Source organism: Orenia metallireducens, from assembly GCF_001693735.1.
GTDB classification, from domain to species: Bacteria; Bacillota; Halanaerobiia; order Halobacteroidales; family Halobacteroidaceae; genus Orenia; species Orenia metallireducens.
Genome location: NZ_LWDV01000006.1, coordinates 315,397 through 328,413 on the forward strand (window position 1 = coordinate 315,397; position 13,017 = coordinate 328,413).

General features: G+C 31.6%; 12 protein-coding genes. All 12 read right to left on the minus strand.

Annotated features, from left to right (window positions below; genetic code table 11):
• Positions 1 to 44 precede the first annotated feature (44 nt).
• Positions 45 to 1,595: a LysM peptidoglycan-binding domain-containing protein gene (locus tag U472_RS02775; protein WP_068715269.1), complete on the minus strand. Its 1,551-nt coding sequence runs from the start codon at positions 1,593 to 1,595 to the stop codon at positions 45 to 47.
• A complete protein-coding gene (locus U472_RS02780) occupies positions 1,585 to 2,217 on the minus strand; it encodes a hypothetical protein (RefSeq protein ID WP_068715271.1) in 633 nt (210 codons plus the stop codon). The genes U472_RS02775 and U472_RS02780 overlap by 11 nt, the downstream gene beginning before the upstream one ends.
• Positions 2,214 to 2,774: a type 4a pilus biogenesis protein PilO gene (gene pilO / locus U472_RS02785; protein ID WP_068715273.1), complete on the minus strand. Its 561-nt coding sequence runs from the start codon at positions 2,772 to 2,774 to the stop codon at positions 2,214 to 2,216. The genes U472_RS02780 and pilO overlap by 4 nt, the downstream gene beginning before the upstream one ends.
• Positions 2,758 to 3,363 (minus strand): PilN domain-containing protein, encoded by a 606-nt coding sequence (locus U472_RS02790; protein ID WP_068715275.1) that lies wholly within the window; start codon positions 3,361 to 3,363, stop codon positions 2,758 to 2,760. The genes pilO and U472_RS02790 overlap by 17 nt, the downstream gene beginning before the upstream one ends.
• Entirely contained in the window at positions 3,317 to 4,408 is a 1,092-nt protein-coding gene (gene pilM, locus U472_RS02795; protein ID WP_068715277.1) for a type IV pilus assembly protein PilM, read from the minus strand. Before pilM ends, U472_RS02790 begins: the two co-directional genes overlap by 47 nt.
• A 25-nt stretch (positions 4,409 to 4,433) precedes the next feature.
• Positions 4,434 to 5,123: a hypothetical protein gene (locus tag U472_RS02800; protein ID WP_068715279.1), complete on the minus strand. Its 690-nt coding sequence runs from the start codon at positions 5,121 to 5,123 to the stop codon at positions 4,434 to 4,436.
• 83 nt (positions 5,124 to 5,206) lie between these two features.
• Positions 5,207 to 6,532 (minus strand): hypothetical protein, encoded by a 1,326-nt coding sequence (locus U472_RS02805; protein ID WP_068715281.1) that lies wholly within the window; start codon positions 6,530 to 6,532, stop codon positions 5,207 to 5,209.
• Between the two features lie 289 nt (positions 6,533 to 6,821).
• Positions 6,822 to 7,571, minus strand: a complete 750-nt coding sequence (locus U472_RS02810; RefSeq protein WP_068715283.1) for a prepilin peptidase — start codon at positions 7,569 to 7,571, stop codon at positions 6,822 to 6,824.
• 97 nt (positions 7,572 to 7,668) lie between these two features.
• Positions 7,669 to 8,172 (minus strand): type II secretion system protein, encoded by a 504-nt coding sequence (locus tag U472_RS02815; protein WP_068715285.1) that lies wholly within the window; start codon positions 8,170 to 8,172, stop codon positions 7,669 to 7,671.
• A 173-nt stretch (positions 8,173 to 8,345) separates the two neighbouring features.
• Positions 8,346 to 9,551: a type II secretion system F family protein gene (locus tag U472_RS02820; RefSeq protein WP_068715287.1), complete on the minus strand. Its 1,206-nt coding sequence runs from the start codon at positions 9,549 to 9,551 to the stop codon at positions 8,346 to 8,348.
• Between the two features lie 120 nt (positions 9,552 to 9,671).
• Positions 9,672 to 10,730: a type IV pilus twitching motility protein PilT gene (locus U472_RS02825; RefSeq protein ID WP_068715290.1), complete on the minus strand. Its 1,059-nt coding sequence runs from the start codon at positions 10,728 to 10,730 to the stop codon at positions 9,672 to 9,674.
• Positions 10,731 to 10,744: 14 nt separating this feature from the next.
• Positions 10,745 to 12,457: a type II secretion system ATPase GspE gene (gspE, locus tag U472_RS02830; protein WP_068715338.1), complete on the minus strand. Its 1,713-nt coding sequence runs from the start codon at positions 12,455 to 12,457 to the stop codon at positions 10,745 to 10,747.
• Positions 12,458 to 13,017 lie beyond the last annotated feature (560 nt).

Sequence of the window (13,017 nt, forward strand, 5' to 3'; positions counted from 1 at the left end):
TTGTCACTTAAATAAGTAATAAGCCTTATTAGCCAATATAATATCTACTCTTCCACTGCTACAGGAAGAACCAACTCAACTTCATCTTTACTTTGTAGAGCAGCTAATCCATTTATTCTCTTAAGATCATCTATAGAAACATCATACTTCTTGGCTATATTATTAATAGAATCAGTGACACTAACTTGATAATAACGATTCTTAGGCACAGGAATCAATAACTCTTGACCTACTTTCAACTTCTCTGGTGTATCTATATTATTATAGACCATAATCTCAGCAAAGGATATATTAAATAACTTCCCTATACTCCAGAAAGTATCAAATTTTCTTACTTTATATCTAAATGGCTTAATATTTTCTCCCCATAATTTATTTTGATTCCTATCTTCAGTCTCTATAATCTTAGGTGTAATGAAGATGACCAACTCTCTTTTTTGATTGTCTACTCTTCGTTTACTAAATAACTTTCCTAAAAGAGGAACATCACCTAACACTGGTACCTTAGATAGCTTTTCAATCTGTTTATCAGAGATTAGTCCTCCAATGGCAATGGTTTTACCATTTTGAACCATTATATTTGTTGTAACATTCTTAGTATTAATTACTGGCATATTATCGACATAATCATTGACTTCACTTACTTCTTGGTTAATGGCAAGAGTAACAGCACCATTATTGACCCTTGGAGTCAGCTTCAAAATCGTACCTACAGTTCTAAACTCAACCTCTCTAGTCGTTTCATCATCATCTTTTGTCTCTCTAATCACAGGTATCTCTTGTCCTATATTAATTATAGCTTCTTTTCCATCAACAGTTGCTAAATGGGGGTTAGCCAAAGTAACACTATCACCAGTTTCATTCAAAGCAGCTAAAATACTCTGATATTCTACCCCTACATCACCAATTTCAAATATATTTGCTACTTTAACAGAACCAGCACTATCAGCATAATCCCAGACAATTGGTGCTCCATTTGCAGTAGTTTCTCTGGCAAAACTCCAATCTATCCCCATATTATCTAACTTATCACGAGAGATATCCTCTATTCTAGCCTCTATTATTACTTGTTTATTTGGTTTATCAAGCCTTTCAATTACCTTCTTTATCTCCTTTATCTCATCCTCATAGGCTGTGATTACGACACTTTTAGTCCTATCATCAACCTTTACTGCATCTTCCTTAAGCAATATACTTAAACTATTCTTCACTTCTTTAGGATTAGCATTGTCCAATTTAAATACCTCGGTAATTTTCTTATCAAAATTTGCCCTTAAGCGCTCTGGACTACCAACTAATATTGTATTACCTACAATTCGATAATCTAAGGCATTAGTCTTAGTTAGTAGCTCTATAGACTCTATAAAGGATATATCTTTAAGATTAACTGTAACTGTTCCTTGTACTGCATTATCTGTAATTACATTCATATCAGCTACATCTGCTAAAGCTCTAAAAGCATCCCTTAAATCAACACCTTTAAAACTTAAGTTAATCTTATCTTCTGCTGCCAATACTGGATAGCTAATCAATAAATTCATTAAAAGAATAAAATAAATTATACTTACAATTCTTCTTTGCTTTTTAATTATCATCACCCCCAAGAGTATAGATGTAGTATCCCCCTTTACTTTCCATTACTACTTCATCATCTTTTATCTCTTTTATTCTCAAACCAGCAAACTCTTCTCCAGCCTTCATAATCTGAATAATCGAGTCCTTCTTACCAAATTTTATAATAGCCACCTTGCTAATCTCACTATTTAACATCCCTAATAGTTCTATCTCCCTTGCTAGAGGATTAACCTTATTCTCTTTAACTTTGGGATTATTGCTTGTGTTATTATTCTTAGGTTGTTTAGCTATTTGAGATTTAACCAATTTATTCAGATTGACCTTCTCTACTTTCTTTAATAAGGTTTGAAAAGGGTCTTTAGTAGAATATTCTTTAATCGTTGAAGTCTCTTTACTAACCTCAGTTTCACTACCTTCTTCTGAAATAATCTCTCTATTCTCAACGACCTTTTTGGAAGTCTGGATTATATTATCTAAGTTATTACTAAATTGAACAAATTGTTGATTATTTTTAGAAAAACTAACTATTTTATAAACCAACATCCCACTACTAGATAAGAATAATAAAAATACTAACCACAGAATTAATAAACGATTCTCTAGAAAATCTAAGATTTTATGATTATTTATAACCAGTTTCACTGTATATCACCCTTCCTATCTAGCGCATAACTTAACAAGGTTATTTTAGCCTCTAAATAATCTGCTTTATTAGAAGTCTTAACATTTAAATTCTCTATCCTTGTTAAATAATTTAAATACTTCACATCCTCTATATAATTTACAATCTGATTATAAGTTCCTCTTAATCTAACCTCTGCTGGTATTTTTAGGTAGATATCCTCTTGGATTATCTCTTTAGGTTCAATACTTAATATCTTAACATTCCTTTTCATAGCCAAATTATTTAAATCAAGTAATAGATCACTCTCTTTACCCTTCTCTAAAAAGTTTTTCTGCCTACTCTCTAATTCCTTTAATAAACCTTTGTATTCTTCTTTTAAAAGCTGATTTTTAGATAACCTAGTATTCATAATCCTTAATTTATTAATAGACGTTTCGAGTTTATCTTTATTTTCATTTATCTTCTTAACCTGTGAGCTGAATAAGTAATAAACTCCCCCTATTACAATTATTAATATAAGTAAACTTATCATAAACTTCTCTCGGGGTTGTAATCTATCAAATCTCAGTATCATCACCCCTCTTCTCTAAATCAGCTAATTCTAGCTTCTGATTTATCTCTCCAGTAATCTTATAATAAAAGCCTTCAGCTGGCTGATAATCTTTAGAATAACGTATCTCTTCTTGATTAATAATATTTAACTTAATATTTAAGAAGACTTCTGAATCTCTCAAATTATCTACCATTAATTTTAAATCATCACCATTAATCGTATAGCCTTCAATAGTAAGTTCTTTATGCTCTTTTATACTTAATCTCACTAACCAGCTATTATCAGGAACAATACCCCTTAACTTATTTAATATAATAGACCAATAAATATTCTTACCTACAACCTTATCTCTTCTTGCCAAACTCTTTGCTAACTTCTCTTTTTGAATTTCAATCTTTTTTAAATCTTTAGTTTCAGCACTAATCTCAAATATCTTCTCTTCTACTATATCTATCTTATTTTCAATAGCTTTATTTTGTAGTCTTTTATCTATATAAAAGGTTGTTATCGATAATAATACTGTTAAGAAGCTAAAAAGAATTATTAATACCATCAACTTTTCATTAAAACTTCTTGGTCTTGGATAATCTGGAGGTAATAAATTTATCATTTTTTCCCTCCTCCCTTAATGCAAGTCCAACACTTACTCCTAATAACTGTGCCACCTCTGATAAATATTTATCACTAGCCAACTCTGACCTTAAGCGGTAGGATAGATTTAGCTTCTCTACCCTTACCCCAAACTCTTTGGTTAAATATCTATCAAATCCCATCAAATTTGCTCCTCCACCTGTGAGAACTACCTTATCAATATCAACACCCTTATATTTAACTTGAAAATAATCTAAGGAACGGTATATAGATGTAATTAAATTCCTTACAATTAGATTAGTATCATTGTTATTAAACAAATTATTTCTCTTCTTATAATCCTCAGCCTCTTCAAAAGAGTAATTATGGGTTTCAGAGATATCCTCAGTTATACTCTCTCCACCTAATCCAATAGTCCTAGTAAATAATAATTTACCTTCATTTAAAATAGATATATCTGTAGTTTTAATTCCAATATCTATAACCCCAATAGTTCTAGCCATATATAATTTATCAATAGTTCTAGCCATAGCTATCGGTTCTATCTCTATAGCTACCGGTTCTAATCCTAAAGATTCAAATAGACGTAAATATTTATTGATTAAATCCTTCTTTACTGCAATTAATAAGACCTGATATCCTCTACCTTCCTTTCTCTCTAAGATTTCATAATCTAAAACTGCATCTTCAATTTGGATTGGTAGCTTCTCACTAGCTTCCCATTTGACTGCTTGATTAAGCTCTTCTTCAGACATATTAGGAATATCAACCATCCTACTGATTACCTGCTCTCCACTGATCGCCGCTACCACTTTTTTAGCTTGAAATTCCTTCTCTTTTAAAACCTTACCCAATTTCTCTTCTAACTTGATTATATTATTTAAATCACCATTTTTAACAGTATCATCTGGTACAGGGATAATAGCTAAATTATTCAAAACTATATTACCCCAACTACTATAAACCTCTGTTAACTTAATAGTTTCATCACCAATATCCAAACCAATTAAATTTTTATCCTTGAATAATTTAAACCTCTTCTTTAGTGAATTAAATATCCCCATTATTTCACCTCACTTTAATTAACACTTAGTTTCCCTGCATTAAACGCGGGTCACCATCTACTAGCTTTATCATAAAATCTTTGACTGGATTATCATCATTATCACCTAATAGCTTGTCATCTGCTTGATACTTGATTATAATATTGTCATTGAAATCTATTCCATTACAGGTTAATCCTAATGTTCTAGTATCAACCTGCTCAATATCGGTTATAATCTCCTCTCCATTATACTCAACAATTGGAGTTTCAAATTTAAAGTACTTCTTTAAGTTAGTTAACTTGTATTCTGTTAAGATAGCTAATTGTTCATCAAACTCAAAATTAATCTTTTTATCTTCTACTTTTACTTCAACCTTCTTCATAGCAGGTTCTGCTCCAGCCAAGCTTACTTCAAAAAACTTAGCTTTATTATTAGTTCCCCAGCTTCTAAAGCCTATATATCTACCAGGTAAAGCATCAGCTACATTACCTCTATTATTATCCCTATCTTTGAAATATTTCCAATTCATCTTTTTCCCCTTAAAAGTAAGTCCGTTATATTCTACTCTCATAGTATTACCAAAATAAACCTCATTTGATTCATTACCATATTCATCTACAACTTTTATTCTGACAATCAAGTCATCAGCATAACCATCAAAATCATCATCTGGTTGAGTTTGAACCTTAATAATCGTCTTATACCTCCCATTCCAATCTGCAAAGTCATCCATCTTAAAGTTGTCATTCTCTAGCTCATAGCGTGTATAGGTTCCATTTCCAGTATAAGTTGTAGTCTCTTGATATAAGCCATCTACTAATTTAGTGCCAACTTCCTTATCATCTTCCCAATCATGTTTCCCCTGATAAGCCCTTCTAAATAATAAGCCTGCCGCTCCAGGGTCAAATTAAAATAAATAGCCATAATCCTCTTTCTGCTCATGATCATATATTCCCCGCAATACAACACCATATTGGCAAGTAGTCTTATGCTACTTACCAAAGAGGTAGCATAAATAATCTTTACACCAGACATACTTCCTTTTACCGTTATATTCCCACCAGAAATAATATTTCCTGCAATGTTACCAGCTAATAGTAGAATATCAGCACTATTCGAATAGATACTGCCATTAAGATCCCCTTCTGGACTAAAAGTCTCACTCCCAGCATAGTATATTATTAAATTATCTTTGTTATCAAATTGCCCTATTACACCACTATCATTAATATCAAGTTGATTTTCAAGATAAACCTTCACTACCCTCATGGTATTTGCTCCAACTTTTTTTTCTAGCTTTATTCTCCCATTGTCATGAACTACCAAATTATTCACCAAGATTGCTCTTCCTTCTTCTCCAACTTTTACTATCAACTCTCCATTGTCATTAACCACTATTTGATTATAAGAACTGTCATTACTAATCACTGCTTGTTGATTATCGCTAAGGGTTAAATCCTTATTTTCTCCTAATCCTTCTGGCATTTGAGGAAAAGCAGGCATGATATAACTAGAAGGAATGATTGTTTTAACTTCTCCCTTTATACTATTATTTTCTAAAAGAGCCTTAATAAAGCTATCTGCAGTCCCTTCTCCTACATAAGAATCTCCACCTACCTTAATCCCACTTCCAATCGTTAAATTATCCTTATTAGCAATAGTATTAAATTTAAAGCCACTATCAATCTCAACATTTTCTTTTAAATTAAGACCATGTAAAGCAATTATAGCTTGGCCAAAATCAATCCCTGGTATATATCTTTTTGGAATCATCTCAACCATAACCTGGCTTGTCTGTTCTCCAGCCCTTCCTTCTGCAGTTATCCGCAAATCTTTTCTAAAATAACTACCATCACCATTAATAAATTTCTTAACTATTTTAGCATTAACCCGATATTCTTTATCAGTATCTCTTCCAAAACTATGCCATTGACTCCATCTACCATCATCAATATTATCAAAATAGTTTTCAATTGTAGAAACGTTTTCCTTTTCAACCCAATCTCTCATTGAAATAGCTACAGAATGAGCAATATAATAGGCCTCTGTCCTAGCTGAATCATTAACAGTTTGTCTAATATGTGATACTGTCATTGAAGTTAAAACAGTAGCAAAAACAGTTAACGCCATTAAAACTGACATGACTAAAAAAGTGCAGACCCTTCTTCTAAACTATATAATTTATCAATAATACCTTTTACCTCCTATATAGATGTATAATTTTAAAATTAGTAAAAATCTTAAGAAAATTTTTTTCCACAGATCTACACAGCGCCCTGAATGAAGTGTTCTTTACTTCATAAAGAAGTACTCTTGGGGTAATTTTCCTGGATTAGTTCAAAACCTTTTTAAACAATAAATTTTTTCTCTTTATCTGTGTTAATCTGTGGCTAATAATATTTTGACTTCACTTTAAAGTTGGGTTACTATACTACAAAAATAAACCTATATACCAATTGATAATATCTTCTCCCCACAATATCATCAATAAAGCTGCCATTGCAATAAATGGACCAAAAGGGATTCTATCCTTTCTCCCCTTAATACCTGTTATCATCAATCCAACACCTATCACTGAACCTATAAATGCTCCAAGAAAGATAGTAGCTACAGCATACTTCACTCCAATAAAAGCACCTATCATCGCTATCAGTTTTACATCTCCTACACCCATACCACCTTTGCTAATAATTACTATCAACAATAAGATAGCTGCTGGTATTAAAAGGCCTAAGAGTGCAGAATAAAGGGTCTGATATTCAAAGAAAAGGGCGAAAATGAAACCTAGTACAATTCCAAAATAATTAAGGTAATCAGGAATAATCATATACTTTAAATCAATCAGACTAGATACTATTAATAGGCAGGCTAAGACTACGTAGATTAATAATTCAATACTTAGTTTATATTTCCAGTATAGAGCAAAAAAAATTATTCCTGTCAATATCTCAACTAGAGGATATTGATAAGAAATATTCTCACTGCAATAGCGGCATTTTCCTTTATTAAAGAGAAAACTGAATATAGGTATTAAATCAAAAGCCTTTAAATTAGTCTGACAATTTGGACAATGTGATGGTGGAAAAACAATTGACTCTTCTCTAGGTAATCGGTAGATTACTACATTTAAAAAACTTCCTATGATTAATCCATAAATAAATACTATACTTGCTATGAACATTGTTATCACTCATTTCTATAGTAATTATTATTTAAGACCCTACTTTTTAATAGAAGGTCAGATTTTATAATTATACAATATTATAAATTATTCTTCTTTATTCTCCACTTCCACTAAGCTTTATAGTACCAGCTTCTTCATTAGAAGCGGTACTTGATGTTGTACTTACAGCTTTATCTCCAACATAATATTTAGTAGTGCTTTTTGCAGTAATTTCAAATATATACTGATATGTATCATTAGTAGTATTATTAGTATACGAATAAGTAGCTTGAGTTGCTACTGGATTAGTACCAGTTATAAGTTCTTTTAAATCTTCAACAGTATCTGACATTCCAACCTTTGTTAGCTCAATATCTAAATCAGTATAATTAGTAACTTCAGGGTACTTATCTTCCTGTGCAAAATACATTTCCATGGCAGTTCTCAAAGTACCACCTACAGTAGTTATTTTAGCCTCTTTAGCTTTAGTTTTTGCACCACTCAATTTGGGAATAGCAATCCCTGCCAAAATACCTAAGATAGCAATAACAATCATTAATTCAATTAAAGTAAAACCTTCCTCACTACTGTTCATCATTCTTCTTATCTTACTAACCATTTATTTCACTCCTTATTTCTATGATATTATCCTTCCAAAAAGATAATCGTAAAAACATTAAAGCTGACCTCCTAGATAGAAATAAGCTACTTTGCTTATCAAAAGTCGGTAGTCAGAAATAATTTAATAAACTACTTCTCATTTCTAATCCTTCATAATTTATTCTCAATTAACTAAATCCCATCTAACATATTAAACATTGGTAACATAATCGATAAGACAATTCCTCCTACCACTATTCCTAACCCTACAATGAGCAAGGGCTCAATTAAGGAGACCATTCCATTTACTTTATTCTCCACCTCTTTCTCATAAAATCCAGATACTCTCAATAACATCTCATCTAATCTACCAGTCTCTTCACCAATCTTGACCATCTGAAGTAACATTTTGGGGAATATCCTTCCATGCCTTAAAGGTAAAACCATACTCTCTCCTTCAGTGATAGCCTTTTTGGCCTCTAAAATATTCTCTGCCACTACCCTATTAGTCATAATCTTGGCAACTATATCAAGGCTCTCAATAATAGGGACACCACTACTGATTAAGACACTTAAGGTTTTGCTAAAACGGGCAGTTGCTAATTTAGTACTTAAATCTCCAATTAAAGGAACCTTTAATAATAATTTATCAATATTACGCCTTCCTTGTTCTATTCTGTAGTAAGAGTAGATAGCACCTACACCTACACCAAGTATAGCTAACACAAACCACCAATAAGAAGATAAAAAATCACTTGAAGCAAGCACAAATTCCGTAATAGCAGGTAACTCCATATCCATTCCTGCAAACATATCAACAAAGGTTGGTAATACACCTACAGTCAGAAATATAACTACAAAGACAGATACAATACTGATAATTATAGGATAAACCAATGCAGAGGTAACCTTCTGTTTCATTTCATTCTCATTCTCCAAGTGAGCTGCCACCTCTTCTAAAGACTCATCAAGTAACCCTCCTGCCTCTCCAGCAGCTACCATACTAATAAATAGCCTAGGAAAGACCTTCTTCTCTTCTTCTAAAGCCTTTGATAATGCCATCCCACCCTCTACCTTCTCCTTGATAGATAAAATTGTCTCTTTTAACTTTAGATTAGTGCTTTGGCTAAGTAAAATATCCAAAGACCTAACCAATGATATACCTGCATTAATCATAGTAGAAAATTGGCGACAAAAGACAGCTAAATCCTTAAGAGTAACCCTTGTAAAGGCTTTAAAATTGATATGTATATTCCTGTCTTCATATTTTTTAATACTAATTATATAATATCCTTTGTCCCTTAATCTTTTGGCTACTATTTGCTCATTATCTGCATCCATTAATCCCTCTAAACTACTACCTTCAGTATTTCTTGCTTTATAAACAAATTCCGCCATTGATTGCCCTCCCTTCTAAGAAGATAACAAAATTTATTTTACCTTAATTTTAATCATTTTGTATAATATGGTATTTGCAAACGTGTAATTCACTATAATTAATGTGAACTCCTGCAAATATTAGATTAAATTTTTTATATAATTAATATTATTGGCTCTATTTAAAATATCATCCCAGTTCACCTTATTCTCTTGATAGAGTTTCTTCAATGAATAGTCCATCGTATGCATTCCAGAATTCCTACTTGTTTGCATTACCGATTCAATCTGGTGAACCTTGCCTTCTCTAATCAGATTCCTAACTGCATTATTTACGATTAACAGTTCAGTAGCCAAAACCCTATTTAGACCGTTAGAGGTAGGAATTAATTGTTGAGATAATATCCCTTGTAATATCAATCCTAGTTGGGTTCTAACCTGTTGTTGATGATGAGGAGGAAAGACATTGATAACTCTCTCGATACTCTCTGCAGCTCCATTTGTATGTAAGGTTCCTAAGACTAAGTGTCCTGTTTCTGCTGCTGTAATTGCTGTAGAAATAGTATCTAAATCTCTCATCTCACCTACTAAAATAATATCAGGGTCTTGCCTTAATGCTGAACGTAATCCATTAGCAAAACTTAATGTATCAGAACCTATTTCCCTTTGATTGATAATGGACTTATCATAGCGATGAACATATTCAATTGGATCTTCAAGGGTAATAATATGTCTATCTACTTTATGATTAATAAAATTAATAATTGAAGCCAAAGTAGTTAATTTACCACTTCCAGTGGGACCAGTAACTAAGAACAACCCCCTTGGCCTTAAAGCAATCTCTTTTAATTTTTGGGGTAATCCCAATTCGTTTAAAGGTGGAATTTTATGGGGAATTATTCTTAAAACTCCACCAGCACTACCCCTTTGGTGAAAAGCATTAACCCTGAAACGATGATCAAAACCATCACAATCTAAATGAAAAGCAAAATCGACCTCTCCCCTTTCCTTAAATATCTTCTTGTGATGTTCTTGCATCATTCCCAAAAGTAAGTTAGCCATCTTGTCTGGAGTTATTACTTCATTACCAATAGCCTTTAACTTACTATTAATTCTAGCCATAGCCTGAATACCAACAGCTAAGTGAATATCTAAAGCTCCCAATTTGACACCTTCTTTTAATAAATTCTCTAATCTCATAATTAGTACTTCCTTTACCCAATGAATTCAGGCTTTCCTAGTTGTACTTTAGTAACTCTCATTATCTCTTCTAATGTAGTAATACCTTTATTAACTTTATGCAAACCAGAGGCTTCTAGAGTAATCATCCCATTTTCTATTGCCCTTTCAGCAATATCCTCTGTTGAAGCCCCTTGTACTATCATTCTTTTTAGAATATTATCAATCTCTAAAATCTCATGAACAGCAGCTCGTCCTCTATAACCTGTATCATTACACTCCCTACAACCTTTTCCATGATAAAAATTAATTCTATCTTTCCCTTTACCTAAATACCTTTCTAAATCCTTGTCTACTAATTTTTCTCGAGACTTGACCTTACAATGTGGACATATTTTTCTTACTAGGCGCTGTGCTACAACTCCTACAACCGAAGATGACACTAAAAAAGGCTCTACTCCCATATCTATTAACCTTGATAAAGCACCAGCAGCTTCATTAGTATGTAGAGTACTTAAGACTAAATGTCCAGTCAAAGCTGCGTTAATAGCAATCTTTGCTGTTTCTCTATCACGAATCTCACCTATTAACACTATATCAGGATCTTGACGCAAAATAGCACGTAAAGCACTAGCAAAGGTCATTCCTGCTTTATCATTGGTCTGTACTTGATTAATTCCTTCTAATCTATATTCAACTGGATTCTCAACTGTAATAATATTTTCATGCTCATTATCCAGTGAATTTAATGCTGAATAAAGAGTAGTTGTTTTACCACTACCTGTAGGACCAGTGATTAGTATCATTCCATGAGGATAATTTATCATCTCTTTAAAAACTCTCAAATGTTCAGGTAAAAAACCTAAATCCTCTAAATTCAACATAAGATTACTTTTATCTAATATTCTCATAACTACTTTTTCTCCCCTAACAGTAGGTAAAGTGGATACACGCAAATCTATCTCTTTACCATGAATAACCATTTGAATTCTACCATCTTGAGGAATTCGCCTTTCGGCTATATCTAAATCAGACATAATCTTTATTCTAGATACTAAAGCAGCTAGAACATTTTTGGGAATATTTATCCCATTATGTAAAAGACCATCTACTCTATATCTAACCTGTACATCGTTATCTTTTGGTTCTATATGGATATCACTTGCTCTTAACCTGACACCATCAGCTATGATATTATTCACTAGTTTCACAATAGGAGCATCATCTACCATTTCTCTTAATTCATCTTCTTTGATATCTTCTTCTTCTGCACTCTTCCATTCTGCATCAATATCATCTAGAAATTCGTTTAATATATCATTATTTCCAAAATATTTTTCTAAGACATGATTAATTTCAGTCTTAGTAGCAATAACAGGGATAACCTCACAATTAGTCTTGATTCTAATATCATCTATTGCTAGTACATCTAGCGGATCTTCCATAGCTACAGTTAAAATATTTCCTCTCTTTTTAATAGGTATAGCATGATGTCTTTGAGCTAGAGTTGATGGTATAATTTTGATTATATCTGAATCAATAACAAATTTGTTCAAATCTACTTGTGGAATCCCTAACTGAAATTCTAATGCCTCTACTAAGTCCTGTTCACTGACTAAACCTAGCTCTTGTAAAACTCCACCTAACCGTTTATCACTCCCCTTTTGAATCCTTAAAGCCTTATATAATTCTTCTTCTGTAATAAATCCTGCTTCAACTAAAATATCTCCTAACTTCTTCTTCTTAATCACCTTATATCCTCCGATCATTATAAATAATTGTCTGCTTTATTTGGATTGCTTAAAGTCATAATGTTTATAATAAAAAAACCCACAAGAATACTTAAAATAAGAGTATTACTTAATGGATATACTTATAAAATTATTAACTTATGATAATTATAACTCCATAAAAATTATCCATTTATTTATATCTTATACGGTAAAGATAAAGAATTTATAGGCTCTTCAGCTACCTTTATAAAAATAATTTGTAAAAGTAAAAAACATTTTCAATTCGCAAAAATTAGTGTACATTGTTCATTGTTGAATTAATTTATGTTTTAAAATAATTTAATATAACATTATTTTCTTTATTAATAATCTTATTTTTATTATAAATAATTGTTTTTAATAAAAAAGTATCTAATTATTATTGTTACCACTATAAAACAACTTTTAAAAAGCTCTTATTAATAATATATTCTATATTTAGTATTTTATTCCTCCGAGAAATAAATTTTTATGATAATAAATTAAATAATTTGTACAAAAAATAAAAAAACCTCTTTTTACAAAGAGAGGTTAAA

Bases quoted from the DNA above. Each gene is read 5' to 3' on its own strand.
- pilM (WP_068715277.1), bottom strand. From the start codon at position 4,408: ATGGGGATATTTAATTCACTAAAGAAGAGGTTTAAATTATTCAAGGAT.
- U472_RS02810 (WP_068715283.1), bottom strand. From the start codon at position 7,571: ATGTTCATAGCAAGTATAGTATTTATTTATGGATTAATCATAGGAAGT.
- U472_RS02820 (WP_068715287.1), bottom strand. From the start codon at position 9,551: ATGGCGGAATTTGTTTATAAAGCAAGAAATACTGAAGGTAGTAGTTTA.
- U472_RS02800 (WP_068715279.1), bottom strand. From the start codon at position 5,123: ATGGATGACTTTGCAGATTGGAATGGGAGGTATAAGACGATTATTAAG.
- U472_RS02790 (WP_068715275.1), bottom strand. From the start codon at position 3,363: ATGATAAATTTATTACCTCCAGATTATCCAAGACCAAGAAGTTTTAAT.
- U472_RS02775 (WP_068715269.1), bottom strand. From the start codon at position 1,595: ATGATAATTAAAAAGCAAAGAAGAATTGTAAGTATAATTTATTTTATT.
- pilO (WP_068715273.1), bottom strand. From the start codon at position 2,774: ATGATACTGAGATTTGATAGATTACAACCCCGAGAGAAGTTTATGATA.
- U472_RS02815 (WP_068715285.1), bottom strand. From the start codon at position 8,172: ATGGTTAGTAAGATAAGAAGAATGATGAACAGTAGTGAGGAAGGTTTT.
- U472_RS02825 (WP_068715290.1), bottom strand. From the start codon at position 10,730: ATGAGATTAGAGAATTTATTAAAAGAAGGTGTCAAATTGGGAGCTTTA.
- U472_RS02805 (WP_068715281.1), bottom strand. From the start codon at position 6,532: ATGTCAGTTTTAATGGCGTTAACTGTTTTTGCTACTGTTTTAACTTCA.